The sequence below is a fragment of the Bradyrhizobium sp. 149 genome, assembly GCF_023073915.1.
Lineage (GTDB): Bacteria > Pseudomonadota > Alphaproteobacteria > Rhizobiales > Xanthobacteraceae > Bradyrhizobium.
In genome coordinates, this window is sequence record NZ_JADPKK010000013.1 from 683,224 (window position 1) to 701,542 (window position 18,319).

The following is an 18,319-nucleotide window of genomic DNA, read 5'->3' on the forward strand; positions in this document are numbered from 1 at the left end:
CGATGGCGGCCCGATCGGCCGCTCATGGATGAGGTGTCGACTGAGGCCGCGGTCAAGCGGCCTCAGTCAATGTCAGGCCTGCGAGCGCGGCTTCGGCGGCATTGCGCAGGCGCAGAAGACGCTTCCGATCGTCGGCCGGGAGGCCGTCGGCGGCCAGCAATTTTTCGCAATGCGCAATGACCCGCCGCTGGCTCTTGATCAGGAAGGTCAGCGTCTCGTTTTGACGAGCATCGGGTACATTGTCGTTTCCAGGCCACATGACCCAGTCCTCGGCGCGGCAGACCGGAGCGGATGATCCCGGCTCAGCTCATCGCGGGCTGTTGCCGGTCGCGATCCGGTTGCGTGGCATCGATCCGGATTCCAGACGGTCCCAGCACGGGCGAAAGCAGGGTATCCACCTTCATGGTCGGGGATGCCGGCTCCCAGTCCAGCCAAGGCATCGACTGGTGATCGGGAACTGGCGGCAGCGGCATGTGCTCGAAAGTGCTCGCGGCGCTCGGAGCTGGGCGGGCCCCCTCGTTGCCATAGGCTGCAAAGGGCAACAGCGCGAAACTGCTCCCGAGTGCAAAGGCGGCGAGCCGCCGCCACATCTTTCTGGTCTCCGCGCGAGCGGAGAAGACCTGATCCTTGATCATCTCATCCTCCTGTCATTCGAACGGCTTGCAAACATCCTCTCTCTTTGAGAACGAGCCCGGCCGCTCGCGGCCGGGCTCGCGGTCGCGTCAGAAGTCCATCGCGGGAGCGCTTGCTGCTTCCGCCTTCTTCGGTTTGTCGGCCACCAGCGCTTCCGTCGTGATGAGCAGCGAAGACACGGAGGCGGCGTCCTGCAAGGCCGTTCGAACGACCTTGGCAGGGTCGATCACGCCGGCCGTCACCATGTCCTGGTACTCGCCCGTCGCGGCATTGAAGCCCCAGGTGTAGCTCTGGCCTTCGAGCAGCTTGCCGACGACCACGGAGCCGTCTTCGCCGGCATTCTCCACGATCTGCCGGGCCGGCACCTGGATCGCACGGCGCACGATGTCGATGCCGGCCTTCTGGTCGGCGTTGGCGGTCTTGATGCCGTCGAGCGCCTTGACCGAGCGCAGCAATGCCACTCCGCCGCCCGGCAGGATACCCTCCTCGACCGCGGCACGGGTGGCATGCAGCGCGTCATCGACGCGGTCCTTGCGCTCCTTGACCTCGACTTCGGTTGCACCCCCGACGCGGATCACGGCGACGCCACCGGCGAGCTTGGCCAGCCGCTCCTGCAGCTTTTCGCGATCGTAGTCCGAGCTGGTTTCCTCGATCTGGGCCCTGATTTGCTGGCTCCGCGCCTCGATGTCCTTCTTGGCTCCGGCGCCGTCCACGATCGTGGTGTTCTCCTTGTCGATTACCACCTTCTTGGCGCGGCCAAGCATGTTCACGGTGACGTTCTCCAGCTTGATGCCGAGATCTTCGGAGATCACCGTGCCACCGGTGAGGATCGCAATGTCCTCCAGCATCGCCTTGCGGCGGTCACCGAAGCCCGGCGCCTTGACAGCCGCAACCTTCAGGCCGCCGCGCAGGCGGTTGACCACCAGCGTCGCGAGCGCTTCGCCTTCGACATCCTCGGCGATGATCAGCAGCGGCTTGCCGGATTGCACGACCTGTTCGAGCAGCGGCAGCATGGTTTGCAGACCGGAAAGCTTCTTCTCGTGGATCAGGAGGTAGGGATCCTCGAGTTCGACCCGCATCTTCTCGGAATTCGTCACGAAGTATGGCGAGACGTAGCCGCGGTCGAACTGCATGCCTTCGACCACCTCGAGCTCGGTGTGCAGGCTCTTGGCCTCCTCGACCGTGATCACGCCTTCGTTGCCGACCTTCTGCATGGCTTCCGCCAGGAAGCGGCCGATCTCGGTGTCGCCGTTGGCCGAGATGGTGCCGACCTGGGCGATCTCGTCGTTCGAGGTGACCTTCTTGGCGTGGGATTTGAGGTCGGCCACGATCGCCTCCACTGCAAGGTCGATGCCGCGCTTCAGGTCCATCGGGTTCATGCCGGCCGCAACCGCCTTTGCCCCTTCCTTGACGACGGCTTGCGCCAGCACGGTCGCCGTCGTGGTGCCGTCGCCGGCGAGGTCGTTGGTCTTGGAAGCGACTTCGCGCACCATCTGTGCGCCCATGTTCTCGAACTTGTCCTCCAGTTCGATCTCCTTGGCGACGGTGACGCCATCCTTGGTAATGCGCGGCGCACCGAACGATTTTTCGATGACGACGTTACGCCCCTTCGGACCGAGCGTGACCTTCACCGCGTTTGCCAGTGTGTCGACGCCCCGCAGCATGCGCTCGCGGGCCTCGGTCGAAAATTTCACGTCCTTGGCAGCCATGTTGCAAAACTCCTTTCTGTTCGATGACTGTCAGCGTCATGCGGCCTTCTTGAGCGTGTCGGCTTGTTCGACCACGCCCAGAAGATCGCTCTCCTTCATGATCAAGAGCTCCTCGCCGTCGATCTTGACCTCGGTGCCCGACCATTTGCCGAACAGCACGCGGTCGCCGGCCTTGACGTCGAGCGGCACGAGCTGTCCCTGCTCGTTTCTCGCGCCGGGGCCCACGGCGATGATCTCGCCTTGCTGCGGCTTCTCCTTGGCAGTGTCGGGAATGATGATGCCGCCGGCGGTCTTCGTCTCGGCATCGATGCGGCGCACGAGAACACGGTCGTGCAACGGGCGGAAATGCATGCACATCCTCCTTGATAGGTTCAGCGATGTCCAAAATCCGGGTCCGGAACCGGCCCCCGGGCGGAAAACGACCTAGAGCCCAGCCTCTTCTTGTTCAAGGGGGCCGGGTAAATTTTTTTGTGAGCCACGTTGGTCGACTTCGCCGCCCAAGGCTGGACATCAGAAACCAGTCCGCATTGCTCGCTACGACACCTTATTCTACGACCGAGGTATGCTTGAGCGAACTTGCGAAGCCCCATTTCAAATGGGCGCAAAAAAGTGGCGGCAGCCGGATTGCCTGCCTGCCGAACTCATCAGCGTAAGCTCTGGCTGGGGCGGGAGGGATCGAACCTCCGAATGGCGGAATCAAAATCCGCTGCCTTACCACTTGGCTACGCCCCAACAGGCGACCAACGGAGCGGGGCGGAAGAACTGGCTACCGCAGATTCCGTCGGTCGCAGCCGGTCTATAGGGAGCGAAGCGGCATTTCAACCGCCTGGAGGGGCAAAATACCGCTGCCGCCGGCTTGGGAGTGCCACACCTAGTTATAGGCCTTCATTATCAGGCTTGGCGACAGCCGTTCCGACCCAGCGCGGTCTGGGTATCCCGACAGTTGAGACCTCCCCCGTTTCATGGGAATACGGCGGCAAGACCTGTCCCAAGACCCGTCCATGGGAGTGAGCCATGACCTACCGCGCGCCGATCTCTGACATGCTGCTGTCCCTCAACCACGGCGCCGGCCTGAAGGCTGCCATGGAGGCCGGCCATTACGGCGATTTCGACGGCGACATTGTCGCGGCGGTGCTGGAGGAAGCCGGCAAGTTCGCAAGCGACGTGCTGGCGCCGCTCAACAAGGTCGGCGACGAGCACGGCATCAAGCTCAGCGACGGCAAGGTCACGACCGCGCCGGGCTGGCCGGATGCCTACAAGCGCTGGACCGAGGGCGGCTGGAACGCAGTCTCCGGCCCCGAGGATTTTGGCGGCCAGGGCCTGCCGCTCGCGATCAACGCGGCCTGCACCGAGATCTGGAGCGCCTCGAACGTCGCCTTCGGCCTCTGCCCGCTGCTGACGGCCTCCGCAATGGAGGCGCTGGACGCGCATGGCAGCGACGAGCTGAAGAAAATCTACCTCGAGAAGCTCGTCTCCGGCGAATGGACCGGTACGATGCAGCTGACCGAACCGCAGGCCGGCTCCGACGTCGGCGCGCTGCGCACCCGCGCCGAGAAGATGGCCGACGGCACCTATCGCATCAAGGGGACGAAGATCTTCATCACCTATGGCGAGCACGACATGACCGACAACATCGTGCATTTCGTGCTGGCGCGCCTTCCCGACGCGCCCGCCGGCACCAAGGGGATCTCGCTGTTCCTCGTGCCGAAATTCATGGTCAACGAAGACGGCTCGCTCGGCGCACGCAACGACATTTTTGCCTCTGGCGTCGAGCACAAGCTCGGCATGCATGCCTCCCCGACCTGCACCATGACGATGGGCGATCATGGCGGCGCGATCGGCTTCCTGGTCGGCGAAGAGAACCAGGGCATGCGCTGCATGTTCACGATGATGAACCAGGCCCGCCTGGGCGTCGGCCTCGAAGGCGTCGGTGTTGCCGACCGCGCCTATCAGCAGGCCTTGTCGTACGCACAAGAGCGCAAGCAGGGCCGCGCCCTCGGTAAAAAGGGTGACGGCTCAGATGCGATCTTCGTGCATCCCGACGTCAAGCGCATGCTGATGCGGATGCGGGCGCAGACCGCGGCGGCGCGCACCATCTGCTATGCTACCGCCGTCGCGATCGACGTCTCGACGCGCGCCAGCGACCCGAAGGTCCGCGCGGATGCTGCCGCGCGCGCGGCGCTGCTGACGCCGATGGCCAAGGGCTATTCCACCGATGTCGGCAACGAGGTCGCCTATCTCGGCGTGCAGGTGCATGGCGGAATGGGCTTCATCGAGGAGACCGGCGCTGCTCAACACTATCGCGATGCGCGCATCACCGCGATCTACGAGGGCACCAATGGCATCCAGGCCATCGACCTCGTCACGCGAAAACTCGCGGCCAACGGCGGCGCGTCGGTGTGGCCGCTGCTCGATGAGCTCTCGGCCATTGTGAAGCAGGTCGAAGCCTCCAACGATCCCGCCTTCGGCACCACGGGCGTGAAATTGCGCGAGGCGCTGGAGGCGCTGACGCGCACCAGCAAATGGCTGCTGGAGCGCGTCGGGTCCGCGCCGAACGAGGCGCTCGCCGGCGCGACGCCGTATCTGCAGCAGTTCGGCTCGACGCTTGGCGGCTGCATGCTGGCATCCGAAGCGCTCGCCGCGAAATCCCACGGCGTCACGGACGCGGCGCGCTACGTCTCGCTGGCGCGCTTCTTCGCCGAGAACATCGCCGTGCAGGCCGGCGCGCTCGAGCGCACCGTGACGGAGAGCGCGGAGTCGGTCGCGGCGGCGGACGCGGTGCTGTTGGGGTGAGCGCGCTCGCTACGACGCCGCGAGCTTTGCGCGTCTTCCCGGCCGCCACAGCACGATCCCCGCCGCCACCAGATCGAGCACCACGCACATCGCAAACGCCGCCGTGTAATCGCCGGTTACGCTGCGCACCAGACCGACGATGCCGGGGCCGAAGGCGCTGACAATGCCGCTGATCGACGTGCCCAGTCCCATCGCGGCGGCGAAGGCGTTCGCGCCGATCTCGCGCTGGATGATCAAAGGCGGGAACGTGATCATGTTGCCGATCGAGAAACCGTAGACGGCGCAGCAGGCGAGCAGCACCGTCGGGCTTGTGCTCTGCACGAGGACGAACAGCGCCGCCGCCTGGCTGGTCATCGAAGCCGCGCAGGCGAGCCGCGGGTCGAGCCGGTCCACGAACAGGCCGAGCGACAGGCGTCCGACCACCGCCATCGCCGCCATGATGGTGACGGCAAGGCCCGCACTGGCGCGGCCGATCAGCGGTTCGAGAAACGTCACCTGGTGAATGATGAATCCCATCTGCGCCAGCAGCGCGATCGCGATCGGCAGCACCATGGTCCAGAACGCCGCGCTGGCGAGCAGCGTCTTGCGCGAGTGAACCGCAGGCAAGGCGGTGCCGCCAGCGGACAAGTCTCCGCCCGAATTCGGCGACATTTCGGCCCGCCAGCCCGTGAAGATGACCACCACCGGCAACACCAGCACCACCATCGCGACCGTGGCCACCAGCATCGCGGAACGGAAGCCGATACTGCCGCTTAGCGTCAGCAGCAGCGGAACGAGGACGATGCCGCCGCAGGTCGCGCCGTTGAAAGCGAGGCTGAGGGCGAGCCCGCGACGCCGTTCGAACCACGAGTTCAGCACGGTCGCGATCACCACCGTGCCCATGCCGGTCCAGCCGACCGACATCAGCGCATAGGCGAGATAAAGCTGCCAGGGCGTCTGCATGACCGCCAGCAGCACCGTCGATGCCCCGAGCGCCGACAGCCCACACAGGATCAACGACCGCAGCCCGATACGGACGAGGAGATCGTCGGTGAAGATGACGAGGACGGAGGTCAGGAGAAAGGAGAAGGTGCTGGCCGCCGAGACCAGCGTGCCCGGCCAGCCATGGGCCCGCTGGAGCTCGGCGAGATAGACGCCCTGGCCGTACAGGCCGAAGCCGAACATGAAGAAGGCCATCAGGAAACAGGCCAGCACGACCCGCCAGCCGCGATAGTGCGGCGAGGATTCGTCGGTGCCCGTTGCGACAATCATCAATCAAGCAATCGGCCAAATGGAAACCAAGCAGGGCCGATCGTGCCGCACAACTCCTGGTTATTCAACAAAAACATTGTAGCCTTTTGTTGCGCGCGCTGATCTCGATGCATCTCGCGCTGCGCACGTCTCCGCGGCGGCGGGAGGCCCCGTACCATTACGGCCGGGTATGGTTGAGGTTTCTTAACTGTCCAGCGTTAGCCTTAGTTCGGCCGAAGCGAGCCGCGTGTAGAGCCGCTTCGCGTACTTTGCAGTGATTGGAAATGCCCTACAGGCTTGGACGAGCGCCGCTTTGCGGCGTGTTGCGCTCCGCCTGCTCGTCTGCAAGACCTTCCCTTTCCCGCAGGACAACGCCAATGATGTCATTGTTCAATAATCTACGGATGCCCACCAAGATCGGCTTGATCACCGGCGTGCTCGGCGCTGTCATGATCGCCCTGGTCGGCTACACCGCGACCCGAATGGCGGCTCTCGATGCGGCCTATTCGGATATCGTCGTCAGGGTCGACACATCCACCACTCTGGTGGCGCGTATCGCGCGCCGGGTCGAGACCTACCGCGCTGCAGCATTCGAACTCCTCGTCGAAACCACTGACGCCGGCAACGCCAGGCTGTTGAAGGCCACGAAAGAGAATTCGGAATGGGCGATCGAGAATCTCAACAAGGTCCGGCAGAACGTGCCTGAAAAGGCGGGGGAGGTTGGCGCGCAGATCGAGAGCCTCAAAAAAGCATTTGCTGCCTGCACCCCGGCGATCGCGTACGCCTCCACCACCACCAATGCGGAGGAGAACGTAAAGGCCGCCGAACGGATGCGCGTCGAATGCAATGGCGTTCTCCAGGAGGCGGTCGCCTCCCAGATCCATCTCGCCGAAACGATGGTGGCGTTTGCCAAGAGCAGGGCCGACGAACAACACGCGGACGCCGCCGCCGAGATCAGGAGTTCGTACATCCTCGCCGCGGTCTCCGGCATTTCAGCCATCGCCGGCGCGCTGCTGCTTGGTATCTTCGGTATCGCGCGGCCGCTGACGAGCCTGGTCGGTCTGCTCAATCGCATGGCCAAGGGCGAGGACGTCGAAATGACGGCGCTGGGCCGCCGCGATGAGATTGGCGACACGGCGCGCGCAGTGGAGAGCGTAAAGACGATGCTCGCCGAGAAGGCCCGCCAGGAGGCACTCGCCAAGTCCGAGCAGGATCGCCTTGCCGGCGAACAACGCAAGCAGGAGATGTACAAGCTCGCCAACCAGTTCGAAGGGGCAGTCGGAGAGATCATCGAGACGGTGTCCTCGGCGTCGACCGAGCTCGAGGCCTCCGCCAGCACGCTGACCGCGACCGCCGAACGCTCCCAGCAATTGTCGACCGTCGTGGCGGCAGCATCCGAGGAAGCCTCCACCAACGTGCAATCGGTCGCGTCAGCCACCGAGGAGCTGTCGTCGTCCATCAACGAGATCAGCCGTCAGGTGCAGGATTCCGCGCGCATGGCGAGCGAAGCCGTCGGCCAGGCGCGTGCGACCACCGTGGAGGTCGGCGAGCTTTCGAAGGCGGCAAGCCGGATCGGCGACGTCGTCGAGCTGATCAATACCATCGCTGGGCAGACCAACTTGCTGGCGCTGAACGCGACCATCGAGGCGGCACGCGCCGGTGAAGCGGGCCGTGGTTTCGCCGTGGTCGCCTCCGAGGTAAAGGCGCTCGCCGAACAGACCGCGAAGGCGACGGGCGAGATCGGGCAGCAGATCTCGGGTATTCAATCGGCGACGCAGGCCTCGGTCGGTGCGATCAAGGAGATCAGCGGGACGATCGAGCGGCTGTCGGAGATCGCCTCGGCGATTGCCGCCGCCGTCGAAGAGCAAGGTGCGGCGACCCAGGAGATCTCCCGCAACGTCCAGCAGGCGGCACAAGGCACGCATCAGGTTTCGTCCAATGTGACGGCCGTACAGCGCGGCGCCGCGGAAACCGGCTCGGCATCCTCGCAGGTACTGGCGGCCGCGCAATCCCTGGCCCTCGAAGGCAACAGGCTGAAGCTCGAGGTCGGGAATTTCTTGAACACGGTGCGCGCCGCGTAGGCGGATGTGAATGGCACCGCCCCGGCGATCCCGACACCAGCCTCGGGAACACGGCGCATTGCCCGGGCCGCTTTGTCAGGAGGGGCCGTCTCTGGATACCCGGATCGCCCCGAGCTTGGGGCGCTCCCGCCAAAAACTTCGACCCCGGCATTGGCACCTCCGTGAGATGATGTAGGCTGAGGGCAAGACTCGCCAACGTCGGCGTCGCGGCGACCGCAGGGGCTCCTCATGTCGAATGGCAATATCCTCGTCAGCGAAGAGCACGCAACACGCGTAATCACCCTGCGCCGCCCGGGCAAGAAGAACGCCATTACGCAGGACATGTACCGGGAGATGAGCCGCGCGATCGACACCGCGCAGAACAATCCCGACATCCGCTGCATCATCATCACCGGCGGCTCCGGCGTGTTCACCGCCGGCGACGACATCGACGATTTCATGCACGCCGACACGTCGCGCCCCCAGACGCTGACGGACGGCGCGAGATTCCTCTATTCACTCGCCCTGAACGCCAAGCCGATCATCGCCGCCGTGGATGGAGCGTCGATCGGGATTGGCACGGTCATGTTGTTTCACTGCGACTACGTGCTCGCATCCACGGCAGCTACTTTCTCCGCGCCTTACATCCGTCTCGGGCTGGTTCCGGTCGGGGCTTCCAGCCTGCTGATGCCGAACACGATGGGTCACCAGCGCGCTTTTGCGATGCTGGTGATGGGGCGGACTTTCACCGCCGCGGAGGCCCATACCGCGGGCTTTGTCAACGCGGTGGTGTCATCGGGGCACACCGAGGTCGAGGCCCGCAAAGTGGCGCGCGAGATTTGCAAGCTTCCGGCCGAGGCCGTCGCGATCTCGCGCAAATTGCTGCGCGCCGCGCCGGAAGAGCTCACCCGCCGCATCGACCAGGAAGCCCATCTGTTCGGCGAGCGGCTGAAGTCCGAAGAAGCCACTGCCGCGTTCAACGCGTTTGCTGACAGGAAGAAAAAATAGGGCACCGAGAACTTTCGTGAAATCTTCGTGCGGAACGACTAGTCTGGTTCCATGCGACATGTTCTCCGCCTGACCGTCTTCGCGCTCGCGCTCGCCACCCTGCCCGCGTCCGCCCAAACCGCCGCACCCGTCGAGCTGCGCATTCTCGCGGTCAACGATTTCCACGGCAATCTGCGCCCGCCGCCGGGCGGCATCCGGATCAGCGATCCCGAGGATAAATCCAGAAAGGTGATGGTGGCGGCCGGCGGTGCCGAATACATGGCGACGCTGGTGAAGCAGCTGCGCGAGGGACACAAGAACACGATCTTCGTCGCCGCCGGCGACCTGATCGGCGCGAGCCCGTTCCTGTCGGCGATGTTCCACGACGAGCCGTCGATCGAGTCGCTCTCGATGATGGGGCTCGCGATCACCTCGGTCGGCAATCACGAATTCGACGAGGGCAAGACCGAGCTGTTGCGGATGCAGAACGGGGGTTGTCATCCCGTCGACGGCTGTCAGGGCCCGCATCCGTTCCTGGGCGCCAAATTCCACTATCTCGCGGCGTCCACCATCGAGACCGCGACCGGCAAGAGCGTGCTGCCGCCTTACGAGATCAGGGAGTTCGAGGGCATCCCCATCGCCTTCATCGGGCTGACCTTGAAGGAGACCGCGGGCATCGTCTCGCCCGCGGGCATCGCCGGGCTCGAATTCCGCGACGAAGCCGAGACGGTGAACGCGCTGGTGCCGCAGCTGAAGGCGCGTGGGGTCGAGGCCATCGTGGTGCTGATCCACCAGGGCGGCGAGCCGGCCGGCGACTACAATGAATGCCCTGCCATTACGGGGCCGATCGTGGACATCGTGAAAAAATTCGATCGTGCCGTCGATGTCGTCGTCAGCGGCCATACTCATCGTGCTTATGTTTGCCAAGTCGATGGGCGGCTCGTCACCAGCGGCGACAAATACGGCACGCTGGTCACCGCGATCGACCTCAAGCTCGATCCGGCAACGCGCGACGTCGTCAGCGCCAGGGCCGAGAACGTCATCGTCGCAACTGCCTCGCTGCCAAAGGATCCCGAGCAGACCGCGCTGATCGATGCCTACGACAAGCTCTCAGCGCCGATCGCCAATCGCCCGGCTGGATCGGTGACGCAGACGCTGTCGCGCGTGCCGAACGAGGCCGGCGAAAGCGCGCTCGGCGACATCATCGCGGACGCGCAGTTCGCCGCGACCAGGGACGCCAAGGACGGCAGCGCCGTCATCGCACTCACCAACCCCGGCGGCATCCGCACCGACATCGTTCCAAAGGAGAACGGCGCGATTACCTTCGGCGACGTTTTCGCCAGCCAGCCGTTCCGCAACCGGCTCGTCACCATGACGCTCACGGGCCGCCAGCTCAAGGACATGCTGGAGCAGCAATGGCTCGATCCGAAGCGGCCGCGGATTCTCCAGGTCTCGAACGGGTTCAGTTATGCCTGGGATGCGGCGAAGCCATTCGGCGAGCGCGTCATCACCGAGAAGATGACGCTCAACGGCAGGCCGATCGAAGCTGGAAGCGGCTATCGCGTCACCCTCAACGATTATCTCGCAGTCGGCGGTGACGGCTTCACGGTCGCCAAACAGGGCACGGCGCCGCAATATGGCGGCTACGACGCTGACGCGCTGTTCGCGTTCTTCAGGACGCACGGACCAATCGGGCCGCTGCCGCTGAACCGCATCCAGCGCGTGAACTGATCCGGATCAAACGGACCGGTCCGGGACCACCCTTTGCCATTCCGGGGGGAACGCATAGATTGGGTTTTGCATTTGCGTTTTGGCGCCGGATGCGCCAAGCGACGCCGAGAGCCCGCATCCCCATGAGGCCGACCTGATGAGTACGCTTCTCCTCTCCCACAAGGCCTGCCTCGACCACGTCACGCCGCCGGGACACCCTGAAAGGCCGGACCGCCTGCGCGCGGTGGAGGAAGCGCTGTCGCATGAGCGCTTCCAGTTCCTGGTGCGCGACGAGGCGCCGGAGGGCGATCTCGACCTCGTCACGCTCTGCCACAACGAGCACTACGTCACCGAGCTGCGCCACATCGCGCCGACCAGCGGACAGGTCTATCTCGATGGCGACACCTCGATGTCGCCGGGCACGTGGGAAGCGGTGATGCGCGGCGTCGGCGGCGCGGTCGCGGCGACCGAAGCGGTAATGGCGGGCGAGCATCGCAACGCCTTCGTCGCGGTGCGCCCGCCCGGCCACCACGCCGAGATCGGCAAGCCGATGGGCTTCTGCTTCTTCGACAACGTCGCAATCGCCGCACGCCACGCGCAGCGCAAATACGGCATCAAGCGCGCGGCCATCGTCGATTTCGACGTGCATCACGGCAACGGCACGCAGGACATCTTCTGGTCGGACCCGAGCGTGATGTACTGCTCGACGCACCAGATGCCGCTGTTTCCGGGCACCGGTGCCAAGAGCGAGCGCGGCGACCACGACACCATCGTCAACGCGCCGCTCGCCTCCGAGGACGGCGGGCCGGAATTCCGCATCGCGTTCGAGAATTTGATCCTGCCGCAGCTCGAAAAATTCAGCCCGGAGCTGCTCGTCATCTCTGCCGGCTTCGACGCGCATTATCGCGATCCGCTGGCGTCGCTGAATTTGCGCGCGGAGGATTATGCCTGGGTGACGCGCAAGCTGATGGACCTCGCCGACAAGACCGCGGGGGGGCGCGTTGTTTCTGTGCTCGAAGGCGGCTACGACCTGCAAGGACTGAAAGAATCTGTTACGGCGCATGTCGGCGCCCTGATGGGCGCCTGACGCACCCGCCACATTACGCCCGCAAAACCTTGCTTTCTCTGATGTGAAGCGAATCGGGCAATCGGAAACTTATATGGCCGAAAATACCCAAATCGACGTCTCCAGGCTGACCTTCGAACGCGCCATCGAGGAGCTCGAAACGATCGTGAAGCGGCTCGAGGACGGCAAGGTGCCGCTCGAGGAATCCGTGACGATCTATGAGCGCGGCGAGGCCCTGAAGCGCCGCTGCGAGGAGTTGCTGCGCCAGGCCGAGGCGCGCGTCGACAAGATCACCACCGATGCCAGCGGGCAGGCCACCGGCACCGCGCCGCTCGACGTCCAGTAAGGGCCGCCTTCGAGGCCGCCCGTCCCAAGCATTGGCCGCCGGCAATTTTTCATGATCGCACGCCGTCGTCGGAGCCACTGCTGCTGTTGGGCCAGCTAACGGGCGGTCCAAAGCTCGCGGAACTCCCTCACAAGGCCGTTCGCCCTCCCCAATCGCGTCTAAAACAGCTTCCCTCTCGCCAAAACGTGCCGAGGAACCGGGCCAGCTTGGAACCCTTCCGCTGGCGCGAGGATTAACCACTCTGGCCCGGGGGTTGCACATGCATGCCCGTAATCGGCCCTGCGGGTTGGCTTTGGCCCAAGCTTTGGTGTAAAGCTGCGTGGAGTGTGGCTTTTTGTAAGCCTTGCGTGGGCACCGATTGCCGGCGACAAGCGCTTCAAACTGCTGATGAATTGGCTGGGATGGACGAAGCCGATCTAAGTGACAGGGATCACAGAGACTGAACCGGAGAGCATTTAAGCTCACCTAAGCTTGAAGACGGGGCTTTGCCCCATGCAGGTGGCTCCGACGGTTTAAGGACTCGCGCTGCGCCGATATTGTGCAAACCCATCGCGCGCCGGAACGATCTTCCGGCGCTGACAAATTGGAAATCGCCGTGAACGCATACAGTAAAACGCCGCTTCTCGACACCATCCGGACGCCGGACGATTTGCGCAAGCTCAAGATCGAGCAGGTTCGCCAGGTTGCCGACGAGCTGCGTCAAGAGACCATCGACGCCGTCTCGGTGACCGGCGGTCACTTCGGCGCAGGCCTCGGCGTGGTCGAGCTCACCACTGCGATCCATTACGTCTTCGACACCCCGCGTGACCGGCTGATCTGGGACGTCGGACACCAGGCCTATCCGCACAAGATCCTCACCGGCCGGCGCGATCGCATCCGTACGCTGCGCACCGGCGGCGGCCTGTCCGGCTTCACCAAGCGCAGCGAGAGCGATTACGATCCGTTCGGCGCCGCGCATTCCTCGACCTCGATCTCCGCCGGCCTCGGCATGGCGGTCGCGCGCGACCTCTCCGGCGGCAAGAACAACGTTATCGCCGTGATCGGTGACGGCGCGATGTCGGCGGGCATGGCCTATGAGGCCATGAACAATGCGGGTGCAATGAACTCGCGCCTGATCGTCATCCTCAACGACAACGACATGTCGATCGCACCGCCGGTCGGCGCGATGAGCGCCTATCTGTCGCGGCTCTACTCGGGCAAGACCTATCGCACGCTGCGCGATGCCGCCAAGCAGATCAACAAGCGCCTGCCCAAGATCATCGCCAGCCGCGCCAACCGCGTCGAGGAATATTCCCGCGGCTTCATGATGGACGGCGGCACGCTGTTCGAGGAGCTCGGCTTCTATTACGTCGGCCCGATCGACGGCCATAACCTCGACCATCTCCTGCCCGTGCTGAAGAACGTGCGCGACATGGAGACCGGCCCGATCCTGGTTCACGTCGTGACGCAGAAGGGCAAGGGCTACGGCCCGGCGGAAGCCTCCGCCGACAAGTACCACGCCGTCGTCAAGTTCGACGTCGCGACCGGCACCCAGGCAAAGTCCAAGCCGAACGCGCCGGCCTATCAGAACGTGTTCGGCCAGAGCCTCGTCAAGGAAGCGGAGAAGGACGACAAGATCGTTGCCATCACCGCGGCGATGCCGTCCGGCACCGGCGTCGACATCTTCAACAAGGCCTTCCCGGACCGCACCTTCGACGTCGGCATTGCCGAGCAGCACGCGGTGACGTTCGCCGCCGGTCTCGCCACCGAAGGCTACAAGCCGTTCTGTGCGATCTACTCGACCTTCCTGCAGCGCGGCTACGACCAGATCGTGCATGACGTCGCGATCCAGAGCCTGCCGGTCCGCTTCGCCATCGACCGCGCCGGCCTCGTCGGCGCCGACGGCGCCACCCATGCCGGCTCGTTCGACAACGCCTATCTCGGCTGTCTGCCGAACATGGTGATCATGGCCGCGGCCGACGAAGCCGAGCTGGTGCACATGGTTGCAACCCAGGTTTCGATCAACGATCGGCCGAGCTCGCTGCGCTATCCGCGCGGCGAGGGCCGCGGCATCGAGATGCCCGAGGTCGGCGTTCCGCTCGAGATCGGCAAGGGCCGCGTGATCCGCCAGGGCAGCAAGATCGCCCTGCTCTCCTTCGGCACGCGCCTCGCCGAATGCGAGAAGGCCGCCGACGAGCTCGCAGCCCATGGCCTTTCCACCACCATCGCGGATGCGCGCTTCATGAAGCCGCTGGACACCGAACTGGTGCTCAAGCTCGCGCGCGACCACGAGATCCTGATCACGATCGAGGAAGGCTCGGTCGGCGGTTTCGGCTCGCATGTCGCGCAGTACCTGACCGACCAGGGCGCGCTGGACAGCGGCCTGGTGCGGTTCCGCACCATGGTACTGCCCGACGTGTTCCAGGATCACGACACGCCGGCGGCGATGTACGGCCGTGCCGGTCTCGATGCCAAGGGCATCGTCGCCAAGGTGTTCGAGGCGCTGGGCAAGGACGTCAAGGCCGAGACGGTCAAGCTCGCCTGACAGCGAGCTTCGACCTTCTGCGAAGCAGCTCTCATGAAAATCTATCTGGCAGGCCCCGACGTGTTCCTGCCGGATGCGGACGAGATCGGCCGGCAGAAGGTCGCGATCTGTGCCGCGAACGGCCTCACCGGCCTCTATCCCCTCGACAACGAAATCGACCTCGCCGCGCCTGATGCGTCGCGGCAGACCTTTTGCGGCAACGAGGCGATGATGGACGCGGCCGACGCCATCATCGCCAATCTCACGCCGTTCCGCGGCGCCGGCGCCGATCCCGGCACCGTCTACGAGCTCGGCTACATGGCCGGCCGCCGCAAATTCTGCCTCGCCTATTCCAACGACGGCGCCGCCTATGCCGACCGTGTCGGCCGCCTCATGGACGTGACGTCCGAGGACGGGCGGCTGGTCGACGCGCAGGGGCTGACGGTCGAGGATTTTGGCCTCGTCGACAATCTCATGATGATCCACGCGCTGGAGCTGCATGGCTGCCCGCTGGTGACGCCGGCGCAGATGCCGGTCGACGTCTGGCACGATCTGGCCGCGTTCGAGGCTTGCGTCCGGATGGCGGCCGCGCGATTGATCGCTACATAAGCGCCTCAGGCGTCTTCGGAGAGATTATGTCCCCTGCCCGCAAGCGCGCGGATGTTTTGCTGGTCGAGCGCGGGCTGTTCGAGAGCCGGGCGCGGGCGCGCGCGGCGATCGAGGCCGGGCTCGTCACCGCCGACGACAAGCAGGTCGCAAAGCCGTCGGAGACCATCGCCGAGGACGCCGTGATCCAGGCCGAGGCCGCGCACCCCTACGTCTCCCGCGGCGGCGTCAAGCTCGCCGGCGCGCTGGAGCGGTACCCAATCGAGATCGAGGACCATGTCTGCCTCGACGTCGGCGCTTCCACCGGCGGGTTCACCGAGGTGCTGCTGGCGAACGGCGCGAGCCTCGTCTTTGCGGTCGATGTCGGCACCAACCAGTTGCATCCCTCGCTGCGCGGTCACTCCAAGATCGTGTCGATGGAAGAGACCGACATCCGCGCCTATGACGGCAAGCGCCTGCCGGCGCGGCCTGATGTCGTCGTGATCGACGTCAGCTTCATCTCGCTCAAGACGGTGCTGCCCGTGGCGCTGTCGCTGGCGGCCGCGCCGATGAGCCTGCTGGCGCTGATCAAGCCGCAATTCGAGGCGGACCGGAAGCACAACAAGAAGGGCATCATCCGCGACGCCGCCGTGCACCGCGAGATCTGCGACGACATCGCCGCCTTTGCGGCCTCGCTCGGCTGCACCGATATCGAGGTGTTCCCGTCGGCGATCACCGGCGGCGACGGCAATATCGAATTCTTCCTCGGCGCGCGCCGTGGTTGAGCGCGTGAAGATCGATCACGTCGGCCATCGCGGCGACGGCGTCTCGCTCGACGCCGGGAATGCCATCTATGTGCCCTACACGCTCGGCGGCGAGACCGTCGAGGTCGATCATGTCGTCGGCAACCATCCTGACCGCCGCAAGCTGCTGGCGGTGGATGTCGCCAGCCCGGAGCGCATCACACCGTTCTGTCCGCATTTCGGCGTCTGTGGCGGCTGCGCGATCCAGCACTGGGCGGCTGAACCGTATCACGCCTGGAAGCGCGGCATCGTGGTCGACACCCTGGCCCAGGCCGGGATCGACTGCGAGGTGGCGTCGCTGGTTGACGCCCACGGTGCGGGGCGCAGGCGCATCACGCTGCACGGCCGGTTCGGCACCCATGACATCCTCAAGGTCGGCTTCTCGGCTGCCAGCTCGCACGACGTCATTCCGATCCATCGCTGCCCGATCCTCGATCCCGGGCTTGAGGGCGCGCTCGATGCCGGTTGGGCGCTCGCCGAGCTGCTGACGTCCAAAATGTCGGTGACGAAGCCGCTGGACGTCCAGGTCACCGCGACCGCCAACGGTCTCGACATCGACGTGCGCGGCTCCGGCCCGCTGCCAACGCCGCTCGTGACCGCGCTCTCGCGCGTCGCCGAGCAGCACCGCCTCGCCCGGCTGACACGGCACGGCGAACTGGTGCTGCAACGTCTGCCACCGACCCTGCAGATGGGCCGCGCCGAGGTGACGCTGCCGCCGGGCTCGTTCCTGCAGGCAACCGTCGCGGGCGAAGAGACGCTTGCCTCGCTCGTCGCGGAGCGCATCGGCAAGGCCAAGAACGTTCTCGATCTCTTCTGCGGCGTCGGGCCGTTTGCGTTGAGGCTTGCCGAGAAGGCCCGCGTCACCGCCCATGACAATGACGCCGGCGCCATTGCAGCGCTCGCACAGGCCGCGCGCACGCCGGGGCTCAAGCCGGTCAAAGCGGAGCCGCGCGATCTATTCCGCCGCCCCCTGGTGCCGCCGGAGCTGCGCGATTTCGATGCTGTCGTGTTCGATCCGCCGCGCCAGGGCGCGCAGGCGCAGGCCTTGAAGCTCGCCGCGAGCAAGGTGCCCGTAGTGGTCGCGGTCTCCTGCAACGTCGCGACCTTTGCCCGCGACGCGCGGCTGCTGATCGACGGCGGCTACAGGATGGATGCCGTGGTGCCGGTCGATCAGTTCCGGCACACGCCGCATGTGGAGCTGGTGGCGAAGTTCACGCGCTAGTTTTTTTTGAGCATGACCTTTTCGGGAAGCCGCCGCACACTTTCCCGGGTCATGCTCTACCGCCTGAGACCGCCCAACGCCGGTGACTCGCCGGGCAGTATCGACGAGTTGATGTCGCTGTCCATGCGCCCCGATTGCTGCTGGATGAAACCGGCGCCGAACGACAGGCTCAGGTTGGAGGTCGGCTTGAACTCGACACCCGCAAAAGCGCCGTAGCCGGGCGAGGCGCTGGAGGTGAGCGGCGCAAGCGAGCTGCCAATGCCGCCGCCGTATTTCAGTGTATCGAAACCGGCAAAGAACGTGACGGGCATGCCGCCCGCGGTCTTGGTGTTGTAGCCGAACTGCGTGGCATCATAAGAGAGCGCGCTGAAGTTGCCGACTGACGCGCTTTGGCTGAAACCGTTCAAACCGAGACTGCCGCGTTCGCTTCCGACAAAGAAGCCGGGACGAAAACTGTAGCTTCCGTCCGCATCGCCGGCCTTGAAGCTTGGAAAATTGCCGTAGGCATCGGCGCTCTGGCCGGCACTGCCACCCCAACCGAAAGGACCGCCCGGTATCCAATACCTCAGGGGCGCCACTTGCGCATGAGCCGTTGCTCCGCCAAGGCAAAGCACGGCGAAGAGAGTTGCGAGGGTGCGTGAATCTGCGAAGCTGGACATCAGGTGACCGTCA

Annotated in this window: 16 protein-coding genes and 1 tRNA gene; 10 read left to right on the forward strand and 7 right to left on the reverse strand. The window is 65.0% G+C overall.

Annotated features, from left to right (window positions below; genetic code table 11):
- Positions 1–52: 52 nt before the first annotated feature.
- The 5 genes from IVA88_RS08530 to IVA88_RS08550 form a co-directional block, all read right to left on the reverse strand.
- Positions 53–259 carry a hypothetical protein gene (locus IVA88_RS08530; RefSeq protein ID WP_247496829.1) on the reverse strand — a complete coding sequence of 69 codons (207 nt, stop codon included), beginning with the start codon at positions 257–259 and terminating at the stop codon, positions 53–55.
- 43 nt (positions 260–302) lie between these two features.
- A complete protein-coding gene (locus IVA88_RS08535; protein WP_247496830.1) occupies positions 303–635 on the reverse strand; it encodes a hypothetical protein in 333 nt (110 codons plus the stop codon).
- A gap of 87 nt (positions 636–722) precedes the next feature.
- Positions 723–2,342 (reverse strand): chaperonin GroEL, encoded by a 1,620-nt coding sequence (gene groL, locus IVA88_RS08540; protein ID WP_247496831.1) that lies wholly within the window; start codon positions 2,340–2,342, stop codon positions 723–725.
- A gap of 36 nt (positions 2,343–2,378) precedes the next feature.
- Complete coding sequence (gene groES / locus IVA88_RS08545) at positions 2,379–2,693, reverse strand: co-chaperone GroES (RefSeq protein ID WP_247496832.1); 315 nt, start codon at positions 2,691–2,693, stop codon at positions 2,379–2,381.
- 306 nt (positions 2,694–2,999) lie between these two features.
- Positions 3,000–3,074 (reverse strand) — tRNA-Gln (locus IVA88_RS08550).
- Positions 3,075–3,356: 282 nt separating this feature from the next.
- Here IVA88_RS08550 and IVA88_RS08555 point away from each other — a divergent pair.
- A complete protein-coding gene (locus IVA88_RS08555; protein WP_247496833.1) occupies positions 3,357–5,135 on the forward strand; it encodes an acyl-CoA dehydrogenase in 1,779 nt (592 codons plus the stop codon).
- Positions 5,136–5,144: 9 nt separating this feature from the next.
- Here the strand turns inward: IVA88_RS08555 and IVA88_RS08560 are convergent, their stop codons facing one another.
- Positions 5,145–6,386, reverse strand: a complete 1,242-nt coding sequence (locus tag IVA88_RS08560) for an MFS transporter (RefSeq protein WP_247496834.1) — start codon at positions 6,384–6,386, stop codon at positions 5,145–5,147.
- A 356-nt stretch (positions 6,387–6,742) separates the two neighbouring features.
- On the opposite strand from IVA88_RS08560, the gene IVA88_RS08565 reads away from it, so the two are divergent.
- The 9 genes from IVA88_RS08565 (at position 6,743) to IVA88_RS08605 (ending at position 17,647) form a co-directional block, all read left to right on the forward strand.
- A complete protein-coding gene (locus IVA88_RS08565) occupies positions 6,743–8,446 on the forward strand; it encodes a methyl-accepting chemotaxis protein (RefSeq protein ID WP_346657569.1) in 1,704 nt (567 codons plus the stop codon).
- Between the two features lie 228 nt (positions 8,447–8,674).
- A complete protein-coding gene (locus tag IVA88_RS08570) occupies positions 8,675–9,433 on the forward strand; it encodes an enoyl-CoA hydratase-related protein (RefSeq protein ID WP_247496835.1) in 759 nt (252 codons plus the stop codon).
- 51 nt (positions 9,434–9,484) lie between these two features.
- The gene (locus IVA88_RS08575; RefSeq protein WP_247496836.1) at positions 9,485–11,143 is read left to right on the forward strand and encodes a bifunctional metallophosphatase/5'-nucleotidase; all 1,659 of its coding nucleotides are present in this window, start codon (positions 9,485–9,487) and stop codon (positions 11,141–11,143) included.
- Positions 11,144–11,279: 136 nt separating this feature from the next.
- The gene (locus tag IVA88_RS08580; RefSeq protein ID WP_247496837.1) at positions 11,280–12,209 is read left to right on the forward strand and encodes a histone deacetylase family protein; all 930 of its coding nucleotides are present in this window, start codon (positions 11,280–11,282) and stop codon (positions 12,207–12,209) included.
- Positions 12,210–12,282: 73 nt separating this feature from the next.
- Positions 12,283–12,534, forward strand: coding sequence for an exodeoxyribonuclease VII small subunit (locus IVA88_RS08585; protein WP_027516568.1), 252 nt, complete (start codon positions 12,283–12,285; stop codon positions 12,532–12,534).
- Between the two features lie 595 nt (positions 12,535–13,129).
- Positions 13,130–15,058 carry a 1-deoxy-D-xylulose-5-phosphate synthase gene (gene dxs, locus IVA88_RS08590; RefSeq protein WP_247496838.1) on the forward strand — a complete coding sequence of 643 codons (1,929 nt, stop codon included), beginning with the start codon at positions 13,130–13,132 and terminating at the stop codon, positions 15,056–15,058.
- A gap of 33 nt (positions 15,059–15,091) precedes the next feature.
- Positions 15,092–15,646, forward strand: a complete 555-nt coding sequence (locus IVA88_RS08595; protein ID WP_247496839.1) for a nucleoside 2-deoxyribosyltransferase — start codon at positions 15,092–15,094, stop codon at positions 15,644–15,646.
- 26 nt (positions 15,647–15,672) lie between these two features.
- A complete protein-coding gene (locus IVA88_RS08600; protein WP_247496840.1) occupies positions 15,673–16,407 on the forward strand; it encodes a TlyA family RNA methyltransferase in 735 nt (244 codons plus the stop codon).
- Entirely contained in the window at positions 16,400–17,647 is a 1,248-nt protein-coding gene (locus tag IVA88_RS08605; RefSeq protein ID WP_247496841.1) for a methyltransferase, read from the forward strand. The genes IVA88_RS08600 and IVA88_RS08605 overlap by 8 nt, the downstream gene beginning before the upstream one ends.
- Positions 17,648–17,703: 56 nt before the next feature.
- On the opposite strand, the gene IVA88_RS08610 is transcribed toward IVA88_RS08605, so the two are convergent.
- Positions 17,704–18,306 carry a hypothetical protein gene (locus tag IVA88_RS08610; RefSeq protein ID WP_247496842.1) on the reverse strand — a complete coding sequence of 201 codons (603 nt, stop codon included), beginning with the start codon at positions 18,304–18,306 and terminating at the stop codon, positions 17,704–17,706.
- Between the last annotated feature and the right edge of the window lie 13 nt (positions 18,307–18,319).